This is a genomic window from Stenotrophomonas sp. 2694, assembly GCF_040548715.1.
Taxonomy (GTDB): Bacteria; Pseudomonadota; Gammaproteobacteria; order Xanthomonadales; family Xanthomonadaceae; genus Stenotrophomonas; species Stenotrophomonas indicatrix.
Genome location: NZ_JBEPSG010000004.1, coordinates 231,772 through 251,327 on the forward strand (window position 1 = coordinate 231,772; position 19,556 = coordinate 251,327).

A 19,556-nucleotide genomic window follows, 5' to 3' on the forward strand; every position below is an offset into this window, starting at 1 on the left:
GTCGATGACGGTAGGTGTCAACCTTGGTTGACACGCCAGAATGAAAAAGCGGGCTTCGGCCCGCTTTTTCTTTGCCTGTCGTCCGGCGCTGCCGGCGTCGTACCGCGGCGCTATGCTTCACCCATGGACACCCTGCGCCTGCTTGACCTGCAGATCGACCGCCCCGCGCAGCGGGTCAGCCGCGACGGCGACGTGCTGCCGATCCAAGGGCTGAGTTGGCGCCTGTTCGACGTGCTGCTGGCACACGGCAACGACGTTGTCGACTTCGACACGCTGGCTGCACAGGTGTGGGCACCTGCAGTGGTTGGGGAGGATGCGATCAGCCAGCGGGTCAAGCTGTTGCGGCAGGCGCTGGGTGATGACAGCCGACGCCCGCGCTACATCCGTTCGGTACGCGGGCGCGGCTATCAGTTGTGTGCAGTGCCGACCATCGCACCGCCGGCAGCGGTGGTGCCCCCTACCGCGCACCGGAAGAAATGGCCATGGCTTGCAGCTGCCGGTGTCGTCGTTCTCGCCGCTGCCGCCTCGTTCTGGCCGCGCACGCCGGCGGCCGGTGGCCCGCTGCCGTTGCTGCAGCGCGCCGACTATTACGCCAGCATCGGCCAGGCCAGCAACAACGAGCGCGCCATCGCCCTGTACCGGCAGGCATTGCAGGTGGACCCTGATTCCAGTCCGGCGCGCCGCGGCCTGTCACGAGCGTTGTCCGCGCAGGGCTGTCTGTTCAATGGATCGCCCGAGCAGGTCCGGGAAGGGCTGGCGCTGGCCAACATCGAACGTGAACTCGCGCCGCAGGAGGGTGCGGTGTACGCGCTTCGAGGTTATGCCTACGACTGCCTCGGGCAGATGCCGCAGGCCATTTCCGAATACGAGCGGGCGATCGCGCTGGATCCGGGCGACGAGCGCACCCGTGCCTCGCTCGCCTACCTGCACCAGGAGCGCGGCCACCTTGCCCTGGCCCTGCGTGCCAATCTTGCATTGACGGCGCCCGAGCGCCTGCGCTTCCGTGATGTGCAGGTGGCGCGCGAACTGGAGCTGCTCGGTTTCACTCACGCGGCCGCGCAGCGCCACGCGCGTAATTTCCAGCTGTATCCGGACAACGTCTTCGCCAACATCGCCTGGCCGCGCAGTCTGTTCGCGGCAGGTGACCCGGGCCGGGCGAGGCAGGCGTTGACCGAGGCGCTGGCACGCGGCACGCCACATCCGCAGTTGCTGCGGCTGCAGGGCGAACTGGCGCTGCTGGCGGGCGATCACGCCGGTGCTGCCGATGCCTTCGAGCGCGGGCGGCAGCTGCGTCCACAGCAATCGCTCGGTCAATCGCTGGCGGCCTTGTACGCGCAGCCCGCGGCATCGCCGGAGTGGGTGGCTTCGCGTCTTGCAATGTTGCAGGCGCAGCGCGGCGACGGGTGGTCCGATGCCGCGCTTGAGCGGGCCCTGCTGCTGCAGGCGCAAGGCGACCCGGAGGCTGCCGTCACCGCGCTGCAACAGGCGGTCGATGATGGCTTCCGCGATGCGGCGTGGTTGCGCTCCACGCCGCTGTTTGCGTCCCTGCACGAAGCGCGCGGCTGGGCGCCGCTGCTGGCGCGCATCGATGCCGATATCGGCCGCCAGCGTGCGCAGGTGCTGGCGGCCGACTGGCGTCCCGCCGGGCTGGCCGACCTCAGCGCAGCGCCGGCAGCAGGAATTCGGTGAGAATGCGGCGCGACTGCGGGTGAGCGATGCTGCGGTTGTAGGCTTGGCTGGTCACCACCGCGACAGCGCGCTGTTGCGGCAGCAGGAACACGTAGTTGCCGCCGTTGCCGGACATCGCCCATACGGTCTGTGGCTGGCCACCGACAGTCAGTTTCAGGCCCCACCATTGATAGCCGTAATCGCTGCCGTCGCCGGCCGTTGCCTGCGGTGACAGCATCGCGGCGACGTAGTCGCGTGGAACCAGCTGGCGCCCCTGCCAACGACCGCCATCAAGCACGAGCTGGCCAAGGCGGGCCAGGTCCCGGCTGCGGTAGCGTGTGCCGCCTCCGCCCATGCCGATGCCCTCGGGGGAACGGTTCCACTGGCTGTGGGTGATGCCCAGTGGTCGTTCCAGTGCATGGGCTGCGTAATCGGCCAGCGGTTGTCCGGTCGCACGTTCCAGTACCGCGCCGAGCACGAACGAGTTGGCGGTGCAGTAGGCAAACGCGCGCCCGTGAGGACTGTCCTCCGGGCGCGCCATCCAGGGCGCGAAGCCCTTCACCGGCAGCGCCAGGGCGAAATCGAGCCAGCGCTCGCCGACGTACATGCGCTCCTCGTGGCCGGCCGAGAACGGGTTCTCGTCGTCGCACTCCCACAGCGTGCTCATCGCCAGCAGGTCCTCCACCGTGGTGCCACGCAGGCGGGGGTCCACGTCGTGGTGGGCGACGAAGGCCGGGAAGTAGTCGTACACCTTCGCGCGAACGCCCGGCAGCCGGCCGTCGCCGATCGCTGCGCCGACCAGCAGGGCGGTCACGCTTTTGCTGGCCGAGCGCACGTCGTGCAGGGTCTGCGCATCGGCACCGTTGAAATAGCCCTCGTACACGACCTGTCCATCAACCTGCAGCAGCACGCTGCGGATCTGTTTCAGCTCATCGCTGGCGATGGCCTGCTCCAGCGCGCGCATGCGGCCGGGATCAGGGTGGGCAGGGCCTGCGATGCAGGGGAGGGCGTACAGGCACAGCAGCAGGGTGGACACAGGCAGGGGCGAACGCATGATCGGACTCCATCGAAAGGAGTGCCGATTCGGCCAGAGGGCTGGCTGAAGTGCTGGAAGGACGCCTGAAGAATTCTGAAAGCCTTGTGCTGCAAGGCCTGCAGCGCCCTGCCGTCATGCGTCCGCTTGTTCGTGACCCAGCCACCACACCTGGCCCGGCTGCGGACCCTGCTGCGGGTGCTCACGGTGTTCGATCGCATCGAGCGTGCGCCCGGTGCCTGCCGCGGCCCAGGCCGACATCAGTTTTTCGACCGCAGCGCGGCCTTGTGCGGCAATACCGAGATTGCGCTCGCGCACCCAGCCGCCGTCATCCTCGTGGCTGTCGTCATCGTGCTGGTGAGGTGCCCCATAGCTGCAGCGCAGGCACAGGTGACGTACCGAATGGGTCCAGTCTTCGGCCAGGCCGATGCCGGGCAACGTCATTGCGCGCAGCGCGGCGATGTCGTCCTGCGAACCGCATTGCACGAACACGGCGTAGGTCGCCATGTCCGACTGCTGCAGGCGCTGCATGGCATTGAACACCGGTACTTCGCGCTCGCCGTAGGTCCGGCGCCCGGTGGAGGCGCCGTCGTGCAGCACGATGTCGCCGAAGCGGAACCCGCTCTCCGCAAGCGGCACGTTTTCCAGCCGCGCGCGTACCGGATCGAGCCGGCGCATGTACACGGTCTCGCCGCTGGACCACGGATTCAGGCGAACACAGGCAACGCCGAAATTGCCGTTGATCGGGCCTTCGCCCTCGGGGAGGGTGATGCCGCAGCGGGTCCATTGCCGGCGCGCCTCGGCCCAGTCGCCGGCGCCGGTGGCGGCAATTCCCGCATTCCACGCGGTCGCCTCATCGACTTCATCGCGCAGCTGCTCGGAGCGGAGATTGTCCTGCAGCGACAACGCCCACTCGCGCAGGTACTTGTGTGCCAGCCCGCGCATGTAGTGCAGGTGGGGGATGTCGGGTGTCCATTCGACGAGCTGGCCGAACAGCATTGCTGCGTCAGCCAGGTCGCCCGCATCAAAGGCCGCATAGGCGCGGGCCTCCAGCGCCTGCAGCTTTTCGAGGGTTTCGTCGTCCAGCAGTTCGCCGTCTGCGTCGTGGTCTGCGGTCATGTCCGTGTGCCAGTGAAGATCCAGCGCCACCTTAGCTCAGGCAGGTCGTGTGTTGTCCTGCAGCGAAGTGCTTTCGACGTTGTGCAGCCACGACCGTGTCAGCTTCCAGCGGCACGCCACTGTCCAGCGGACGACATGCACGGACATCCGCACCACGGGCCGATCTGTTTGCTAACGTGGCGGCGCCTTCGACCCGGGAGTTTCCATGTTCCGCCAGACCTTGGCTGTACTTGCAGTGCTGATCGCCGGCACCCTGCCCATTGCCGCGCAGGCGCAACCGGCGCAACCGCCGATCTTCGGTGCGTACTATCCCGGCGGTTCCGCCGAGCGCTATCCGGTATCGAGCATCCCGGCCGAACGACTCACCCATCTGTTCTATGCGTTTTCCACCATCGCGGACGGACGCTGTGCGATCGGTGCCGAGGCGCCAGCCAACTTCGCCGCGTTGGCCGAGCTCAAGCGCAGGCATCCGCATCTGCGCACGTTGATTTCGATCGGGGGCTGGGGCGCGGGCGGATTCTCCGATGCGGCGCTGACCGAGACCAGCCGCAGGCGCCTGGTCGATTCGTGCATGGCGTTGTTCTTCGAGCGCCATGCCGGCAGCTTCGATGGCGTGGACATCGACTGGGAGTTCCCCGTCAGCGGTGGCCCGAAGGAACTGGCGCACCGCCCGCAGGACCGTGCCAACCTGACCAAGCTTGCGCAGGCCTTCCGGCTGGCGCTGGATGCCCGCGGCAGAAAGGCGGGGCAGCCGATGCTGCTGACCGCCGCGCTGGCCGCTGGCCGTCTGCAGACCGATGGGCCATACGACCCCGCCGCCAGCTACGATCTGCCCGCGTTGGCCAAGGTGTTCGATTTCATCAACCTGATGAGCTACGACATGGGCACCGGCTTCTCGGCGGTGTCGACTTTCAATGCACCGCTGCATGAAGTGCCAGCCGACCCGCTGGCGCCGGAGCTGCGGCGCTGGAACAACGTGGCCGGTGCCGTGCAGTACTACCGCGAGCATGGCGTGCCGGCGGCCAAGCTGGTGCTGGGCGTGCCGTTCTACGGGCGCGGCTTCAAGGTCACCGGCGAGTCGGCGGACGGCCTGTACCAGGCCTACAGCGCGCCGGCCGATGCCGGTGACTGGCGGGTGATCAAGGCGCGCTATCTCGACCAGCCGGGTTGGACGAAGCATTGGCAGCCGCAGGCGCAGAGCCCGTGGCTGTACAACCCGGCGCAGAAGATCTTCATCAGTTACGAGGATCCGCGCTCCATCGGCCTGCGTGCGCAGTTCGCGCGCGAGCAGGGCCTGGCCGGTGTCTTCATGTGGGAGCTGACCGGTGACGACGAGCAGGCCAGCCTGCTCAACGCCATGCTCGCTCCGTGGCAGAAGGCCCGCGTCGGCGACTGACCGGTTCGACATCTCCGGACCGGGGCTGGTACGGCGGTGACGGGCAAATGCTGTGGCCTGAAACCGCACATCGGCGCCATGCACGCAGCGCTAAGCTGCGTGCATGATCATCATCGACCGCCTGGACCATCTGGTGCTTACCGTTGCCGACATCGAGCGCAGCTGCGACTTCTACCAGCGCGTGCTGGGCATGCAGGTCGTGCGCTTCGGCGCCGGCCGCGTCGCCCTGCAGTTCGGCCAGCAGAAGATCAACCTGCACCCGGCCAGCGCGCCGTTGCAGCCCCACGCGCTGCTGCCGACCCGTGGCAGCGCCGATCTGTGCCTGATCACCCCGCTGGGCGTACAGGCGGTGCTGGCCCACCTGCAGGCCCAGCAGGTGACGATTGAAGAAGGACCGGTGCCGCGTACCGGAGCGCTTGGGCCGATCGAGTCGGTGTACTTCCGTGATCCGGATGGAAACCTGATCGAGATCGGCCGCTACGCGGACGCCGCGTAACCGCGCTCGCTTCGAACTGGCCCGGTCAGTTCGCCCACACGCTGTTGGGGTCACCGTTGCGGGCCCGCCGCTGGCTCGCATACGCCAAGCGCGCAAAGCCAAACGCCATCGCCAGTGCCATCGCATCGATCCAGAACAACGGCCAGTGGCCGCGTGCGGCGGCCAGCCACAGCCAGTCACCGTTGAGGGCGCCGTGCGCCAGCGGCACCAGCGCGGTGCTGATCGCCGCAGCCCACAGCAGTTCGCGCGCCGCCTGTGCCGGGCGGCGCAGGGCTGCCCACAGCGCACACGCCGCCCAGGTCACGAAGCAGGCCCAGCGGATGCCGTGATCGACCTGGGCAGGCGCTGCCCGCTCCAGCACCAGCGCGGCCACGAAGGCCACCGAGATCGCCACGCACAGGCCGATGCAGACGCCCACCGTGGCCCGCGCCATGTTGACGGCCGCGCGCGACTGCTGCGGCTGACGGCGCTTGCGACGCGACTCGATCCACAGCAGGTTGCCCGAATAGAACAGGAAGGCGCCGCCGAGGCCCAGCAGGAAGTACAGCCAGACCACCACGCCGTTGCCGAACTCGCCGAAATGCAGGGCGTAGGCGGCACTGAGCGTGGCGTGATTGGCATCGCGCTGGCCAGGCAGCTGGCTGGCCAGCACGCGGCCGCTTTCGACATCCAGCGCGACAGCGCCGAGCGGGCCAAGCGTACCGCTGGCCTCGCCGGTGATTTCGATGGTCGCGTTGGCATCACCGCCATTGGCCAGTTTCAGGTAGGCCGGTTCGAAGTTGGCCACGCCCTGCGCGCGGGCCACTTCCAGCGCCCGCGCGTGCAGTTCGCGCAGGCTGCCCGGTGCGGCAGGGATGCCACTGGCTTCGCGCAGCGGCGCGGTATCCATCGCCGTCGGTACCGCCTGCAGCGCCTTGCCGTCGTAGATCAGGGGATCGAGTACCGCCATCTGCATGAACACCAGGCAGAGCAGGGCGCCGGTCACCGCGAACATCAGGTGGAACGGCAGGCTGAGCACGCCGATCACGTTGTGCGCGTCCTGCCACTGCTGCTTGAGATTGCGGCCCGGGCGCAGCGCGAACAGATCGCCCAGCAGCTTGGGCAGATGGATCACCAGCCCGCTGAGCAGGGCCATGCCGTACAGCAGGCTGACGATGCCCATCACGTAGATCCCGGCCACCGGCAGGCCCAGGCTGTAATGCAGTTCGTTGACCAGCTCGGCCAGCCCGGTCTGCGGTGGCGTCGGACTGCCGCCGGTCTGTCCTGGCCATGCATAGCGCCAGCTGCCATCTTCGGCCTGCCAGTAGGCCAGCGGCTGCGGATGATCGGCGCCCGGGAAGGTCATGCCGACGTGGCGACGCGCTTCCGCATGCGTGGCCAGCACGTCGTCGAGCAGGTACTGGGCGTCATCCAGGCCGGCCGGCAATGCGGTTGCCGCGCCAGGCGTCTGCCACAGCGGGAGGTCATGGTGGAACAGGGTCAGTGCGCCGGCATAGAACGCCACGAACAGCCCGAAGCCGGCGACCAGGCCGACCCAGGTGTGCAGGGTGGTGAACGTGCGCAGGGTCTGTGAACTGAATTTCATGCAGTCGATCTCATTGCACTGCGCCGGCCAGGCGCAGCAGGCCGAGTACGGCGAAGCCCAGGGCCGCGCAACCGGCCAGGGTCAGCCAGGCGCGCAACGGGCTGCGGAAACTGAAGGCCCACAGCGCGGCCAGCATCCACAACGGGACGAACGCGATCAGGCTCGGCACCAGGGCCTTCTGCCAGGGGCCCGGCGGCAGCCATGCGACCAGGCCGGTCGCCGCAGCGGCAAGGAAGAAGCCGGCGAAGATGCCGGCCAGTGCGCGCGACCACATCAGCGCGGCTCCACATCGGGGCGGTGCCACGCGGCCAGTGCCGGCAGCAGCATGGCGGCCAGCATCCAGGTGCACAGCATCGCCACCAGGCCGGCGGCAAAGCCCAGTTCGGCCATCCACAGCCACAGCGCAGCGACTGCAGCGACCAGGCCGATCTGCCGGCCCAGGCGCCCGGCACGGCGCAGGCGTGGCCAGCGGCAGTGCGGGGAGGCGGCATAGAAGGCCAGCGCGGAGAACATCGCCGACAGCATGCCGAGGCTGCAGAAGCCCAGGGTCGACAGGCCAACGGTGATCATCGGGGGCTCCGGGCCCGGCATATGGCCGGTGAACGCGGGGCACGGGCGGGACCGGCAGGCGCCGGTCGGGGCGGGTGGCGCATTGCAGGATCCTGGGGGGAAGCGGGCAGGCCGGCACGGGGCGGGCTGCGCGGACATGGTAATCATTGCGTTTTCACGCCGCCAGCCAGCGCCATTCAGGCACCGCTTGGGCTTTGTCCGCCGCTGGTTTAAGATCACGGGCAACCACATCCTGGAACCAAGGTGGCCCGCGCACTGCGCCGGCCGAGCGTGCGACATGAGCACTACCACCGCCCACTGTTGACCTGCCCCGAAGGCCCTGCATTCCAGGCGCCCTCGCGGCGCTTTTTTATTGCCCGGACGACAGCCCGGGAGCGCTTTCCAGCCCGCTACGGCGGGCCCCGCATGAAGCCATTGCAATGATCACGATTACCCTTCCCGACGGCAGCCGCCGCGAATTCGAAAACCCCGTCAGCGTCATGGACGTCGCCCAGTCGATCGGCGCCGGCCTGGCCAAGGCCACCATCGCCGGTTCGGTGGATGGCGTGCTGGTCGATGCCAGTGACGTCATCGACCACGATGCGTCCCTGCGCATCATCACCGCCAAGGACGAGGAGGGCGTGGAAATCATCCGCCACTCCAGCGCCCACCTGGTCGGACACGCGGTCAAGCAGCTCTATCCGGACGTGAAGATGGTGATCGGCCCGGTGATTGCCGAGGGCTTCTACTACGACATCTACTCCGAGCGCCCGTTCACCCCCGAAGACATGGCGGCGATCGAAAAGCGCATGGGCGAGCTGATCGCGCAGGACTACGACGTCATCAAGAAAGTGACGCCGCGCGCGGAAGTCATCGAGATCTTCAAGGCCCGTGGCGAGGACTACAAGCTGCGCCTGATCGAGGACATGTCGCCTGACATCCAGGCGATGGGCATGTACTACCACCAGGAATACGTGGACATGTGCCGTGGTCCGCATGTGCCGAACACGCGCTTCCTGAAGGCCTTCAAGCTGACCCGCATTTCCGGCGCCTATTGGCGCGGCGACGCGCAGAACGAGCAGCTGCAGCGCGTCTACGGCACCGCCTGGGCCGACAAGAAGCAGCTCGATGCGTACATCAAGCGCATCGAAGAAGCGGAGATGCGCGACCACCGTCGCATCGGCAAGCAGCAGGACCTGTTCCACCTGCAGGAAGAGGCCCCGGGCCTGGTGTTCTGGCACCCGAAGGGCTGGGCGCTGTGGCAGGTGGTCGAGCAGTACATGCGCAAGGTGTACCGCAGCACCGGCTACGGCGAAGTGCGCTGCCCGCAGATCCTGGACGTGTCGCTGTGGCAGAAATCGGGCCACTGGGACAACTACCAGGACGCGATGTTCTTCACCGAATCGGAGAAGCGTACCTACGCGCTCAAGCCGATGAACTGCCCGGGTCACGTGCAGGTGTTCAACCAGGGGCTGCACAGCTACCGCGATCTGCCGATCCGCTACGGTGAGTTTGGTGCCTGCCACCGCAACGAGCCCTCCGGCGCGCTGCACGGCATCCTGCGCGTGCGTGGCTTCACCCAGGACGACGGTCACGTGTTCTGCACCGAAGACCAGGTCGAGGCGGAAGTGACCGCGTTCCACCAGCAGGCGCTGGCGGTGTACCAGCATTTCGGCTTCGAGGAGATCCAGGTCAAGATCGCACTGCGCCCCGAATCGCGCCTGGGCGATGACGCCACCTGGGACAAGGCAGAGGGCGCGCTGCGCTCGGCGCTGTCCAGCTGCGGGGTGGAATGGCAGGAGCTGCCGGGCGAGGGCGCCTTCTATGGCCCGAAGATCGAGTACCACCTGAAGGACGCCATCGGCCGCACCTGGCAGCTGGGCACCATGCAGGTCGATTTCATGATGCCTGGCCGTCTGGGCGCTGAATACGTGGACGAAAACAGCCAGAAGAAGCATCCGGTCATGCTGCACCGGGCCATCGTCGGTTCGATGGAGCGTTTCCTGGGCATCCTGATCGAGCACCACGCCGGCCAGTTCCCGGCCTGGCTGGCGCCGACCCAGGTGGTGGTGGCCAATATCACCGATGCGCAGGCTGAATACGTCTCTGCGGTGACCAAAAGCCTTGCGGATCAAGGCTTCCGCGTCAGCGCCGATTTGCGTAACGAGAAGATCGGCTATAAGATTCGCGAGCACACGCTGCAGCGCGTGCCGTACCTGCTGGTCATTGGTGACCGCGAGAAGGAAAACGGCGCTGTGGCGGTGCGTACGCGTTCTGGCGAAGATCTCGGCAGCATGAGCCTCCAGGCTTTCACCGAGCGGCTCCAGGCCGAGGGCGCGTAAACAAAGGTCCGGCCCGTGCGCATTGGCGCCCGGGCCGGGTTCGACACCCTTGGGAGATCGCAATATCAGTACCCCTGACAACAAACAGAACCGCAAGAATCAGGAAATCCGTGTGCCGCGCGTCCGCGTGATCGGCAGTGACGGAGAAATGATCGGCGTGTTGACGCGAGACGAAGCGTTGTCCATGGCCGAAGATGAAGGCCTGGACCTGGTCGAGATCCAGCCGCAGGCCGACCCGCCGGTGTGCAAGATCATGGACTTCGGCAAGTTCAAGTTCGAAGCCCAGAAGAAGGCCAGCGAGGCCAAGAAGAAGACCAAGCAGGTCGAGATCAAGGAAGTGAAGTTCCGTCCGGTCACGGACGAGGGCGACTACCAGATCAAGCTGCGCAAGATGCGCGGTTTCCTTGAAGAAGGCGACAAGATCAAGGTCAACATCCGTTTCCGTGGCCGTGAAATGAGCCACCAGGAACTGGGCCGCGAGATGGCTGGCCGGATCGAAGCCGATCTGGGCGAAGACATCGTCATCGAATCCCGTCCGCGCCTGGAAGGGCGTCAGATGGTGATGATGATCGCGCCGAAGAAGAAGACCTGACGCCTGACGGGCTGCCTCGCGGGGCGCCTGGCGGCTGAATGGATGAAGGTGAAGGGACGCCGCTGGCGTCCTTTTGCTTTTCCGGGGCGGGCAGGGCCGGTCTCGGTGTGAAAACGGTGTGGGGGCTGGTTACAGGGCGGATTTGCCTGTATCATGCCCGGCTCGACCCACCCAGGACGGGTCGTACGCCGATCATGGCAGGACGGAAAGAGCGGCCCAGGCCGCCGCCAGATCAGTCAGAAACCAGGGTCATATCCCATCAAGGACATTGCAATGCCCAAGATCAAGACCAACCGGGCAGCGGCCAAGCGTTTCCGCAAGACCGCCTCGGGCAAGTACAAGTGCGGCCACGCCAACCGTAGCCACATCCTCACGAAGAAAGCGACCAAGCGTAAGCGTAACCTGCGTCAGACGAATCACGTCCGCGCAGAAGACGCAGGCCGTCTGGACCGCATGCTTCCCTACCTCTGAGGACTGATACATGGCACGAGTAAAGCGTGGCGTACAGGCGCGTCGCCGCCACAAGAAAATCCTTGATCTGGCGAAGGGCTACTACAACGCCCGTCGCAAGGTCTTCCGCGTCGCCAAGCAGGCGGTCATCAAGGCACAGCAGTACGCCTACATCGGCCGTAAGCAGAAGAAGCGCAACTTCCGTTCGCTGTGGATCACCCGCATCAACGCGGCTGCCCGCATCAACGGCCTGAGCTACAGCCGTTTCATGAACGGCCTGCTGAAGGCTGGCATCACCCTGGACCGCAAGGTTCTGGCTGACATCGCCGTGCACGACGCAGCTGGCTTTGCTGCACTGGCCGAAAAGGCCAAGGGCGCACTGGCGGCATAAGTCCTTCCCGATGCCGTTGCCGTTCACGGAGAACGGTGTCAGGTAGAGGCAATGCATGGGGAAGGGCGCAAGTCCTTCCCCATTCTTTTTTGTGCCGGGCGCAGCCGTGTAGATGGCGGGCGACCGGCAAGCGGTTGCGACGGCGCGGCCCTTCGCGCATCGCGATGGCAGACCGACTGGAGTTCCGGCTACCCATGAGCGACATCCAATCCCTCACTTCCCAGGCGCTGGCCGATGTGGCCGCCGCGCAGAGCCCGGACGCGCTGGAGCAGCTGCGCGTGGCCCTGCTTGGCAAGAGCGGCAGCATCACCTCGCAGCTCAAGCAGCTCGGTGCGCTGCCGGCCGACGAGCGCAAGGCGGCCGGTGAGGCCATCAACCAGGCCCGCGACGCGCTGAGCAGCGCGCTGGGCGAGCGCAAGGCGGTGCTGGAAGATGCTGCGCTCGATGCGCGGCTGGCTGCCGAGGCGATCGACATCACGCTGCCGGGCCGCAGTGGCGAACGCGCCGGCCTGCACCCGATCACACGCACCCTCGAGCGCATCACCGGCATCTTCGGCCGGCTGGGCTACGAGTTGTCCGAAGGGCCGGAGATCGAGGACGACTGGCACAACTTCGAGGCGCTGAACTTCCCGCCGCACCATCCGGCGCGCGCCATGCATGACACCTTCTACTTCGGTGACGGCCGGCTGCTGCGCACGCATACCTCCGGTGTGCAGGTGCGCTACATGGGCGAACACCAGCCGCCGCTGCGCATGATCGCCGCCGGCAAGGTCTACCGCAGCGACAGCGACCAGACCCATTCGCCGATGTTCCACCAGGTCGAAGGCCTGCTGGTTGACGAGCATTCGACCTTCGCCGACCTGAAGGGCACGTTGTCCGAGTTCGTGCGCGCGTTCTTCGAGCGTGATTTCGAGATGCGCTTCCGCCCCAGCTACTTCCCGTTTGTTGAACCCGGCGCGGAAGTGGACATCGCCTGGCAGCAGCCCGATGGCAGCACCCGCTGGCTGGAAGTGCTCGGCTGCGGCATGGTGCATCCGAACGTGCTGCGCAACGTCGGCATCGATCCGGAACGCTACACCGGCTTTGCCTTCGGCATGGGCGTGGAGCGTTTCGCGATGCTGCGCTACGGCGTCAACGACCTGCGCGCGTTCTTCGAAAATGACGTGCGCTTCCTCAAGCAGTTCGCGTAACGCATCAGGTAGCGCCGGGCCATGCCCGGCGGACTCAACAACGCAGGCCCAGGCGCATGCGCCGGGCCCACCAGGGTGAACCCATGAAATTCTCCGAAAACTGGCTGCGCAGCCACGTCCCGACCACTGCCTCGCGCGATGAGCTCAGCGCGGTGCTGACCGCCATCGGCCTGGAAGTGGAAGACGTGACCGCGCTTGGCGATGGCCTGCAGCACGTGGTCGTCGCGCGTATCGTCGAAGCCGAGCGCCATCCCGAAGCCGACCGCCTGCAGGTGTGCAAGGTTGATGCGGGGCAGGCTGAGCTGCTGCAGATCGTCTGTGGTGCGCCGAATGCACGACCGGGCCTGGTCGCGCCGCTGGCGATGGTCGGTGCGCAGATCGGTGAGTTGAAGATCAAGCCGGCCAAGCTGCGCGGCGTCGAATCCAACGGCATGCTGTGTTCGGCCAAGGAGCTGGGCCTGGACAACGATGCCTCCGGTTTGCTGGAACTGCCGGACGACGCGCCGGTCGGCCAGTCCCTGGTGGAGTACCTCGGCCTGCCGGATGCCAGCATCGAGATCAAGCTGACCCCCAACCGCGCCGACTGCTTCAGCATCCGCGGCATCGCCTATGACGTCGCCGCAGCGACGCGCAGCGAGGTACTGGATTTCATCGCAGCGCCGATCGCTGCCCAGAGCAGCCGCGAGCTGGCAATCCAGCTCGATGCAGGTGCCGAAGCGCCGCGCTATCTGGGTCGTGTCATCGAAGGTGTCAACGCCGCGGCGAAGACCCCGTTGTGGATGGCCGAGCGCCTGCGCCGCAGTGGCGTGCGCCCGGTATCGCTGCTGGTCGACATCACCCAGTACGTCATGCTCGAGCTGGGCCAGCCGATGCATGCCTACGATCTCGGCACCCTCCAGGGCACGATCGGTGTGCGCCGTTCGCGCGCAGGCGAAAGCCTGAAGCTGCTGGATGGCCGTGATGCTGCGCTGGACGACAGCTTCCTGGTGGTCACCGACGCTGATCGCGCGGTCGGCCTGGCCGGCCTGATGGGCGGCTTCGATACGCGCGTCACCGATGCCACCACCGCCGTGTTCCTGGAAGCGGCGCACTTCGCGCCGGCCGCGATCATGGGCCGCGGCCGCAAGCTGGGCCTGCACACCGATGCTGGCCACCGCTTCGAGCGTGGCGTCGACCCGGCGCTGCCGCGTACTGCCATCGAATACGCCACCCGCCTGGTGCTGGACCTGGCCGGCGGTACCCCCGCACCGGTTACCGAAGCGGTACGGGAGGCCGACCTGCCGCAGCCGGCGACGATCCTGCTGCGCCGCGCGCGCATCACCCGCGTGCTGGGCATCACCATCGAAGACGCCGAAGTCGAGCGCATCCTGCGCGCGCTGGGCATGCAGGTGGTGGACGCTGGCGAAGGCTGGCAGGTCACCGCGCCGAGCCGCCGCTTCGACATCGCCATCGAAGAAGACCTGATCGAGGAGCTGGCCCGGATCCACGGTTATGAGCAGATCCCGACCACGCTGCCGGGTGGCGCATCGCGTGTCGCGATGCCGTCCGAGACCCAGCTGGACGCGCTGAGCGTGCGCCGCCAGCTGATCGCACGCGATCTGCAGGAAACCGTCAATTTCGCCTTCGTCGACGATGGCCTGCTGGGCCAGTGGCAGCTGCGCGAGGATCTGGTGCCGCTGGCCAACCCGCTGTCGGCCGAACTGGCGGTGATGCGCCCGTCGCTGCTGCCGGGCCTGGTCGCCACGCTGGGCCGCAACGCCGCCCGCCAGCTCGGCCGGGTGCGCCTGTTCGAGCTTGGCCGGGTGTTCGCGCAGCAGGCCGGAGATGGCCAGCCGGCGCCGCTGGAAACCCCGCGCGTGGCCGCTGCGGTCTGCGGTGAAGCGCAGGCGGTGCAGTGGGGCCTGCCGACCCGCAAGGTTGATTTCCATGACCTGAAGGGCGACCTGGAATCGCTGGCCGCGGCCAGTGGCGCGGTCCTGGAGTTCCGCCCATCCTCGCGTGCCTACGGCCATCCGGTGCGTTCGGCTGAGGTGTTCCGCGACGGCCTGGCCATCGGCTGGATCGGCCAGATCCACCCGCGCCTGGCCAAGGCGATGGATATCGACGTGGACGTGTACGCCTTCGAGCTGGATCTGGAAGCGCTGTCGGCCCGTGCGCTGCCGCGCGCCGGTGAACTGTCGCGCTACCCGGCAGTGCGCCGCGACCTGGCCTTCCTGGTGCCTGAACAGGTGGCCTGGAGTGACCTGGCCGCGACCATCCGTCAGGCTGCCGGTCCGCTGCTGCGCGAGCTGAACCTGTTCGATCGCTATGTCGGCCAGGGCGTCGAGCCGGGATTCAAGAGTCTCGCTATGGGCTTGATTTTGCAGGACAAGTCGCGCACTCTGACGGACCGCGACGTGGAAGCGGTAGTGGCCGAGGCGGTCACTGCCATCGAGCGTGAACACCACGCCCGGATCCGCGGCTGAGCGGGCAGCACTCGGGGGTAGCAGGCAATGGCATTGACCAAGGCGGAGATGGCGGAAAAGCTGTTCGACGAAGTCGGTCTGAACAAGCGGGAAGCCAAGGAATTCGTCGACGCGTTCTTCGATGTGCTGCGTGAAGCATTGGAACAGGGACGTCAGGTGAAGCTGTCGGGCTTTGGCAATTTCGACCTGCGGCGCAAGAACCAGCGCCCGGGTCGCAACCCCAAGACCGGCGAGGAAATTCCGATTTCCGCCCGTACGGTGGTTACCTTCCGTCCGGGCCAGAAGCTCAAGGAGAGGGTGGAAGCTTATGCTGGATCCGGGCAGTAACCGCGAACTTCCGCCGATTCCGGCCAAGCGCTACTTCACCATTGGTGAAGTCAGCGAACTGTGCGACGTCAAGCCGCACGTGCTGCGCTACTGGGAAACCGAGTTTCCCAGTCTCGAGCCGGCCAAGCGCCGTGGCAACCGTCGTTACTACCAGCGCCACGACGTGCTGATGGTGCGGCAGATCCGCAGCCTGCTGTACGAACAGGGCTACACCATCGGTGGCGCGCGCCTGCGCCTGGATGGTCCGGATGCGCGCGAGGAATCGGCCTTGAGCAACCAGATCATCAAGCAGGTGCGGATGGAACTGGAAGAAGTGCTGCAACTGCTGCGTCGCTGACCCATTTCCGCCGTAATCCGCTATACTTCACGGCCCGCCGCACTGGCGGGCACATCGCAGCATCAGTCGGGGCGTAGCGCAGCCTGGTAGCGCATCTGCCTGGGGGGCAGAGGGTCGTCGGTTCGAATCCGGCCGTCCCGACCACTGTGATGTAACAGACAAGCCTGCGCAGCGATGCGTGGGCTTTTTTGTTACGGCGTTGTATCCTGCGCGCACTCGTACTACCGCGGCTGCTGAACCCGGTACTCACGAGAACACGATCATGGAAACGCAAAGGAACCGCGCCTGGAGGCGCTCGCAGTCGCGCCATCACGCTGGCGACCACACGGCAGCACCGTCGATCTTCAAGCCGGAAAAGAACTGGAAGCTGATGTACACGCGCGGCGACAAGCTGCTGCGGGCGCGCCAGCTGGGTTTCACCTATCCAGTCCTCAGCCCGCGGCAACTGCTGGACCAGGAATGTTGAACCTGTTGTTTGTCTGCAGTCGCAACCAGCTGCGCAGCCCCACCGCTGAAGCGATGTGGCAGCGCCGGCCAGGTATCAGTGCGCGCTCGGCAGGCACCAGCCCGCATGCGCGCCGGCCCATCAGCCCAGCGGACATCCGCTGGGCTGATGTCATCTTCGTGATGGAGCCCAAGCACCAGCATCGGCTGCAGGCGAATTTTGCCCGCCTGCTTGAACACACGCCGCTGCACTGCCTGGATATCCCCGACGACTATCGCTGCATGGATCCGGCGCTGATGGCGCTGCTGGAAGCGAAGGTCGCGCCTTACCTCACATCGTCAGCAGCGAAGCGGTAGATCAACTCCGGATCGCCTTCGTCGAGGCCGTGCACGATGCCGCACTGCTGGAAACCAGCGGCTGCCAGCAGCCGCTGCATGTTGGCGTTGGATTGGTTGGTGGAGGTGAAAAGCCTGGCACCTGCGCTGCACGACGTGGCATGCAGAAGCAGCGCGCTGCCGACGCCGTGTCCGCGCAGTGGCGCGGCGACCATCAGCATCTCGATGAAGGCTTCACCGAAGAAGTGCCGGTGCTGGACCCGGTAGCCGGCCAGCGTGTCGTCGAGTTCGGCGACGTGCATGTGGCCATCCGTCAGCCATTGGCCGATCTGCACGGCACGCCGTGGGTCATCGGCCGCAACGCTGTCCAGGGCGATCAGTGCCGGAAGATCCGTGCACACCGCCGCGCGTATCCGAACTGCTGGAGCCCGCACGTTCATCGCCGACGGATGCGCAGCAGCAAACCGCTGCCGCTGACCAGGCAGGCCAGAAGCGTGAGCAGCGACAGGGGCAGGTGGAATTCATCGCGACCGGCCGCAGCGAAGCCTGCATGGATGAGGGCTGTGCCGATACCCAGCGCGCCGCACAGCAGTGCGTAGCGGCGCGCAGAGCCCAGGCCGAGCACGACCTGACGGTAACCGTGCAGCAGTACGCCGATGGCAAGCAGATTGAAAAGCAGGAATCCCTGGATGCCGCCGGGCACCTGGAACATCCGCCACTCCTGCCAGAACGCGGCATCGATCTGATGCAGCAGCAAGGACATCATCGTTGCCAGGTACCAGCGTTCCATGCGGTGTTTCCTGCTGCGGGAGCTTCATTCTAGCGATGATGGGCCCGCAGCCATCGCACTCAGTAGACGCGGAATTCGGCGCGGCAGCCGTCGCTGACCCATACACCGCGTCGGTCCCAGCCCCAGTTGCGGTCCTCGGTGCAGGTGGTGACCGATTTCTGCTTGACCAGCCGCACGTCATGACGGACGCGGATGCGGCACTGTTTCTCCTTGTTTTCGTAGGATTCGCAGACCAGGCGCTCGCCATCGCGATCACGGTCACGCCCACGCCCACGCCCACGCCCGGGCCAGCGGCCACGCCCGCGTTCTTCGGCGACAAATTCGGCGCGGCAGCCGTCGGTAACCCACAGCATGCCGCGGCGCTGTCCCCAGTTGTCATCTTCAACGCATCGCGTCACCGACAGCTGCCGCGCCAGTCGCGCGCGTCCTTCGAACGGGCACTGCTGGGTCTTGTTGAAGTGCGATTCGCAGGTCGTGCGCGGTGACGATTCGCTGTCGTAATCCTGTGCCGAGACGGTCGTTGCGGCCAGCAGCAGGGCAAGTGCAGAGCCGCCCAAGGGCAGTAGCAGGCGAAGGCTCATTGAAACCTCGGTTTGGGGATGGGACGCAAGAATGGCGCACGTATGGCGCTCTGCGACGACTGCGGGCTGCGCTGGCTCAGGACGGATTTATAAGTGTGCGACGGCGCATGCAGGGCGTTACATCCCGTATCATCCCGGGCACATCCGATTGCATCGGTTTACAGTTTTTTACACGTTCCAGCGCTTTCGGACGCGGCCTTCGGGCATCGCCCGTGGCCGCTGGCGCGGGTGCGGACAAGGATGTGCGGACCACGACGACCACAGGGGGTTGCGTTGATCAGCAGTATCGTCATTCATCGGTCGGCCGGCACAGGCGCGGCCGACGTGCAGGTCCTGGACACGACGTTCAAGGGCAAGCGTGTTTTTGTTGCGTGGGGCCTGCGTGGCCTGGAACTGACCCGCGAAGCCGAGCCGGAAGATACGGTTGCGGCCCGCGATGCCTTGCGGCGGGTTTCCCGCCAGGCCGACGGGCCGCGCAGCAGCGAGATTTTCATTGCCAGCCAATCGGGCGTGGCCATCAGTGTCTACCGGATGCTGACCGAAGCCCGCAGCGGCGACGCCGTGTTCTTCCTGTGCGATTCGCCACCGGTGGTGGAATGGCTGGTCACTTCGCTGGAAGTGCAACCCGAATCGCCTGCGTGACCGGACGCCTGACCGTGCAGTCGAGCCTGCTCGACTGCACCCCGCCGTGGGTTACGCCAACGCTGCGTCCACTGCCGCGCGCGCATGCAGGGTCGTGGTGTCGAACAGCGGCACCGGGCTGTCTTCGGCGCGTACCAGCAGCATGATCTCGGTACAGCCGAGGATGATCGCCTGGGCACCGCGGGCAACGAGGCGTTCAATCACTTCGACGTACACCTGCCGTGATCGCTCGTTGACCACCCCGGCGATCAGCTCCTCGTAGATGATCGCGTGCACCTCGCGGCGGTCATCGGCCTCCGGAACCAGTACGTCCAGGCCGAAGCGCTCGCTCAGGCGGCCACGGTAGAAGTCTTCCTCCATGGTGAAGGCGGTGCCGAGCAGGCCGACACGCTGCAGACCGGCCTGCACGATCGCCGTGGCAGTCGGGTCGGCGATATGCAGCAAGGGCAGCGGGCAGGCCGCCTCGATCTCAGCAACGAGCTTGTGCATGGTGTTGGTGCAGATCAGCAGCAGGTCGGCGCCACCGGCCTGCAGCCGCTGTGCGGCATCGACCATCTCGTTGCCCAGGGCATCCCAGTCGCCGTCGTGCTGCAGCTGCTTGATGCGGGCGAAATCCAGCGACCACATCAGCAGCTGCGCCGAATGCGCGCCGCCCAGCCGCGCGCGTACCTCTTCGTTGATGAGGCGGTAGTACTGCGCCGAACTCTCCCAGCTCATGCCACCGATCAGGCCAAGCGTCTTCATGCGTGTCTCCGTGCCGGGGAAGCGCCATTGCAGCACAACAGGGGCCAGGACGTGCAATTGTGGGTGGACCCGTCGCAGC

Annotated in this window: 23 protein-coding genes and 1 tRNA gene; 15 read left to right on the top strand and 9 right to left on the bottom strand. The window is 66.4% G+C overall.

The annotated features are described in order from the left end of the window. Nucleotides 1–123: 123 nt before the first annotated feature. On the top strand, nucleotides 124–1,689 hold the full coding sequence (locus ABIA73_RS07520) for a tetratricopeptide repeat protein (RefSeq protein ID WP_354275601.1): 1,566 nt from the start codon (nucleotides 124–126) through the stop codon (nucleotides 1,687–1,689). On the opposite strand, the gene ABIA73_RS07525 is transcribed toward ABIA73_RS07520, so the two are convergent. Further along, nucleotides 1,658–2,722: a serine hydrolase domain-containing protein gene (locus ABIA73_RS07525; protein ID WP_025876243.1), complete on the bottom strand. Its 1,065-nt coding sequence runs from the start codon at nucleotides 2,720–2,722 to the stop codon at nucleotides 1,658–1,660. The two genes, ABIA73_RS07520 and ABIA73_RS07525, sit on opposite strands and share 32 nt — an antisense overlap. Nucleotides 2,723–2,836: 114 nt before the next feature. Continuing rightward, on the bottom strand, nucleotides 2,837–3,820 hold the full coding sequence (locus ABIA73_RS07530; RefSeq protein ID WP_263929150.1) for a tetratricopeptide repeat protein: 984 nt from the start codon (nucleotides 3,818–3,820) through the stop codon (nucleotides 2,837–2,839). A gap of 205 nt (nucleotides 3,821–4,025) precedes the next feature. Here ABIA73_RS07530 and ABIA73_RS07535 point away from each other — a divergent pair, with 205 nt between their 5' ends. Both ABIA73_RS07535 and ABIA73_RS07540 read left to right on the top strand, forming a co-directional pair. Further along, nucleotides 4,026–5,216 carry a glycoside hydrolase family 18 protein gene (locus ABIA73_RS07535; RefSeq protein WP_263929149.1) on the top strand — a complete coding sequence of 397 codons (1,191 nt, stop codon included), beginning with the start codon at nucleotides 4,026–4,028 and terminating at the stop codon, nucleotides 5,214–5,216. Between the two features lie 103 nt (nucleotides 5,217–5,319). Next, the gene (locus tag ABIA73_RS07540; protein WP_033831632.1) at nucleotides 5,320–5,712 is read left to right on the top strand and encodes a VOC family protein; all 393 of its coding nucleotides are present in this window, start codon (nucleotides 5,320–5,322) and stop codon (nucleotides 5,710–5,712) included. 25 nt (nucleotides 5,713–5,737) lie between these two features. Here ABIA73_RS07540 and ABIA73_RS07545 read toward each other — a convergent pair whose 3' ends face one another. Genes ABIA73_RS07545 through ABIA73_RS07555 form a run of 3 tightly spaced genes read right to left on the bottom strand, consistent with a single transcriptional unit; the run spans nucleotide 5,738 to nucleotide 7,867 of the window. Beyond that, complete coding sequence (locus ABIA73_RS07545) at nucleotides 5,738–7,297, bottom strand: PepSY-associated TM helix domain-containing protein (protein WP_218787777.1); 1,560 nt, start codon at nucleotides 7,295–7,297, stop codon at nucleotides 5,738–5,740. 10 nt (nucleotides 7,298–7,307) lie between these two features. After that, nucleotides 7,308–7,571 (bottom strand): hypothetical protein, encoded by a 264-nt coding sequence (locus ABIA73_RS07550; protein WP_025876252.1) that lies wholly within the window; start codon nucleotides 7,569–7,571, stop codon nucleotides 7,308–7,310. Continuing rightward, entirely contained in the window at nucleotides 7,571–7,867 is a 297-nt protein-coding gene (locus ABIA73_RS07555; protein WP_025876254.1) for a hypothetical protein, read from the bottom strand. The genes ABIA73_RS07550 and ABIA73_RS07555 overlap by 1 nt, the downstream gene beginning before the upstream one ends. Nucleotides 7,868–8,286: 419 nt before the next feature. Between ABIA73_RS07555 and thrS the strand changes: the two genes are divergently transcribed. From thrS to ABIA73_RS07610, 11 genes are all read left to right on the top strand, one after another. Continuing rightward, a complete protein-coding gene (thrS, locus tag ABIA73_RS07560; RefSeq protein WP_025876257.1) occupies nucleotides 8,287–10,188 on the top strand; it encodes a threonine--tRNA ligase in 1,902 nt (633 codons plus the stop codon). A gap of 49 nt (nucleotides 10,189–10,237) precedes the next feature. After that, entirely contained in the window at nucleotides 10,238–10,780 is a 543-nt protein-coding gene (gene infC, locus ABIA73_RS07565; RefSeq protein ID WP_025876259.1) for a translation initiation factor IF-3, read from the top strand. A gap of 273 nt (nucleotides 10,781–11,053) precedes the next feature. Further along, nucleotides 11,054–11,251, top strand: coding sequence for a 50S ribosomal protein L35 (gene rpmI, locus ABIA73_RS07570; RefSeq protein WP_002811096.1), 198 nt, complete (start codon nucleotides 11,054–11,056; stop codon nucleotides 11,249–11,251). A 10-nt stretch (nucleotides 11,252–11,261) separates the two neighbouring features. Continuing rightward, nucleotides 11,262–11,621 (top strand): 50S ribosomal protein L20, encoded by a 360-nt coding sequence (gene rplT, locus ABIA73_RS07575; protein WP_005410435.1) that lies wholly within the window; start codon nucleotides 11,262–11,264, stop codon nucleotides 11,619–11,621. A gap of 194 nt (nucleotides 11,622–11,815) precedes the next feature. Further along, a complete protein-coding gene (pheS, locus tag ABIA73_RS07580) occupies nucleotides 11,816–12,811 on the top strand; it encodes a phenylalanine--tRNA ligase subunit alpha (RefSeq protein ID WP_032978609.1) in 996 nt (331 codons plus the stop codon). An 83-nt stretch (nucleotides 12,812–12,894) separates the two neighbouring features. Next, on the top strand, nucleotides 12,895–15,276 hold the full coding sequence (gene pheT, locus ABIA73_RS07585; protein ID WP_354275602.1) for a phenylalanine--tRNA ligase subunit beta: 2,382 nt from the start codon (nucleotides 12,895–12,897) through the stop codon (nucleotides 15,274–15,276). Between the two features lie 27 nt (nucleotides 15,277–15,303). After that, nucleotides 15,304–15,603, top strand: a complete 300-nt coding sequence (locus ABIA73_RS07590) for an integration host factor subunit alpha (RefSeq protein WP_005410432.1) — start codon at nucleotides 15,304–15,306, stop codon at nucleotides 15,601–15,603. Continuing rightward, entirely contained in the window at nucleotides 15,584–15,940 is a 357-nt protein-coding gene (locus ABIA73_RS07595) for a MerR family transcriptional regulator (protein ID WP_005410431.1), read from the top strand. Before ABIA73_RS07590 ends, ABIA73_RS07595 begins: the two co-directional genes overlap by 20 nt. A gap of 67 nt (nucleotides 15,941–16,007) precedes the next feature. Beyond that, nucleotides 16,008–16,084, top strand: a tRNA-Pro gene (locus ABIA73_RS07600). 118 nt (nucleotides 16,085–16,202) lie between these two features. After that, on the top strand, nucleotides 16,203–16,406 hold the full coding sequence (locus tag ABIA73_RS07605; RefSeq protein WP_025876303.1) for a hypothetical protein: 204 nt from the start codon (nucleotides 16,203–16,205) through the stop codon (nucleotides 16,404–16,406). Then, nucleotides 16,400–16,741: a low molecular weight protein tyrosine phosphatase family protein gene (locus tag ABIA73_RS07610; RefSeq protein WP_093820570.1), complete on the top strand. Its 342-nt coding sequence runs from the start codon at nucleotides 16,400–16,402 to the stop codon at nucleotides 16,739–16,741. Before ABIA73_RS07605 ends, ABIA73_RS07610 begins: the two co-directional genes overlap by 7 nt. Here the strand turns inward: ABIA73_RS07610 and ABIA73_RS07615 are convergent. The 3 genes from ABIA73_RS07615 to ABIA73_RS07625 form a co-directional block, all read right to left on the bottom strand. Beyond that, entirely contained in the window at nucleotides 16,711–17,055 is a 345-nt protein-coding gene (locus ABIA73_RS07615) for a GNAT family N-acetyltransferase (protein WP_354275603.1), read from the bottom strand. The genes ABIA73_RS07610 and ABIA73_RS07615 overlap by 31 nt on opposite strands. A 101-nt stretch (nucleotides 17,056–17,156) precedes the next feature. After that, nucleotides 17,157–17,510 carry a DUF6713 family protein gene (locus ABIA73_RS07620; RefSeq protein WP_105164416.1) on the bottom strand — a complete coding sequence of 118 codons (354 nt, stop codon included), beginning with the start codon at nucleotides 17,508–17,510 and terminating at the stop codon, nucleotides 17,157–17,159. 59 nt (nucleotides 17,511–17,569) lie between these two features. Continuing rightward, entirely contained in the window at nucleotides 17,570–18,091 is a 522-nt protein-coding gene (locus ABIA73_RS07625; protein ID WP_218787773.1) for a DUF3011 domain-containing protein, read from the bottom strand. Nucleotides 18,092–18,364: 273 nt separating this feature from the next. Here ABIA73_RS07625 and ABIA73_RS07630 point away from each other — a divergent pair, with 273 nt between their 5' ends. After that, nucleotides 18,365–18,733: a hypothetical protein gene (locus tag ABIA73_RS07630; RefSeq protein WP_025876311.1), complete on the top strand. Its 369-nt coding sequence runs from the start codon at nucleotides 18,365–18,367 to the stop codon at nucleotides 18,731–18,733. A gap of 51 nt (nucleotides 18,734–18,784) precedes the next feature. Here the strand turns inward: ABIA73_RS07630 and ABIA73_RS07635 are convergent, their stop codons facing one another. Next, on the bottom strand, nucleotides 18,785–19,477 hold the full coding sequence (locus tag ABIA73_RS07635; protein ID WP_059064694.1) for an aspartate/glutamate racemase family protein: 693 nt from the start codon (nucleotides 19,475–19,477) through the stop codon (nucleotides 18,785–18,787). Between the last annotated feature and the right edge of the window lie 79 nt (nucleotides 19,478–19,556).

Excerpts from the sequence above, each read along its gene's own strand:
- ABIA73_RS07540 (WP_033831632.1), top strand. The coding sequence starts at position 5,320 with ATGATCATCATCGACCGCCTGGACCATCTGGTGCTTACCGTTGCCGAC.
- ABIA73_RS07545 (WP_218787777.1), bottom strand. The coding sequence starts at position 7,297 with ATGAAATTCAGTTCACAGACCCTGCGCACGTTCACCACCCTGCACACC.
- ABIA73_RS07620 (WP_105164416.1), bottom strand. The coding sequence starts at position 17,510 with ATGGAACGCTGGTACCTGGCAACGATGATGTCCTTGCTGCTGCATCAG.
- pheS (WP_032978609.1), top strand. The coding sequence starts at position 11,816 with ATGAGCGACATCCAATCCCTCACTTCCCAGGCGCTGGCCGATGTGGCC.
- rplT (WP_005410435.1), top strand. The coding sequence starts at position 11,262 with ATGGCACGAGTAAAGCGTGGCGTACAGGCGCGTCGCCGCCACAAGAAA.
- ABIA73_RS07605 (WP_025876303.1), top strand. The coding sequence starts at position 16,203 with ATGGAAACGCAAAGGAACCGCGCCTGGAGGCGCTCGCAGTCGCGCCAT.
- ABIA73_RS07590 (WP_005410432.1), top strand. The coding sequence starts at position 15,304 with ATGGCATTGACCAAGGCGGAGATGGCGGAAAAGCTGTTCGACGAAGTC.
- ABIA73_RS07535 (WP_263929149.1), top strand. The coding sequence starts at position 4,026 with ATGTTCCGCCAGACCTTGGCTGTACTTGCAGTGCTGATCGCCGGCACC.
- ABIA73_RS07610 (WP_093820570.1), top strand. The coding sequence starts at position 16,400 with ATGTTGAACCTGTTGTTTGTCTGCAGTCGCAACCAGCTGCGCAGCCCC.
- ABIA73_RS07550 (WP_025876252.1), bottom strand. The coding sequence starts at position 7,571 with ATGTGGTCGCGCGCACTGGCCGGCATCTTCGCCGGCTTCTTCCTTGCC.
- ABIA73_RS07555 (WP_025876254.1), bottom strand. The coding sequence starts at position 7,867 with ATGATCACCGTTGGCCTGTCGACCCTGGGCTTCTGCAGCCTCGGCATG.
- rpmI (WP_002811096.1), top strand. The coding sequence starts at position 11,054 with ATGCCCAAGATCAAGACCAACCGGGCAGCGGCCAAGCGTTTCCGCAAG.
- ABIA73_RS07530 (WP_263929150.1), bottom strand. The coding sequence starts at position 3,820 with ATGACCGCAGACCACGACGCAGACGGCGAACTGCTGGACGACGAAACC.
- pheT (WP_354275602.1), top strand. The coding sequence starts at position 12,895 with ATGAAATTCTCCGAAAACTGGCTGCGCAGCCACGTCCCGACCACTGCC.
- thrS (WP_025876257.1), top strand. The coding sequence starts at position 8,287 with ATGATCACGATTACCCTTCCCGACGGCAGCCGCCGCGAATTCGAAAAC.
- ABIA73_RS07595 (WP_005410431.1), top strand. The coding sequence starts at position 15,584 with ATGCTGGATCCGGGCAGTAACCGCGAACTTCCGCCGATTCCGGCCAAG.
- ABIA73_RS07520 (WP_354275601.1), top strand. The coding sequence starts at position 124 with ATGGACACCCTGCGCCTGCTTGACCTGCAGATCGACCGCCCCGCGCAG.
- ABIA73_RS07525 (WP_025876243.1), bottom strand. The coding sequence starts at position 2,722 with ATGCGTTCGCCCCTGCCTGTGTCCACCCTGCTGCTGTGCCTGTACGCC.
- ABIA73_RS07635 (WP_059064694.1), bottom strand. The coding sequence starts at position 19,477 with ATGAAGACGCTTGGCCTGATCGGTGGCATGAGCTGGGAGAGTTCGGCG.
- ABIA73_RS07625 (WP_218787773.1), bottom strand. The coding sequence starts at position 18,091 with ATGAGCCTTCGCCTGCTACTGCCCTTGGGCGGCTCTGCACTTGCCCTG.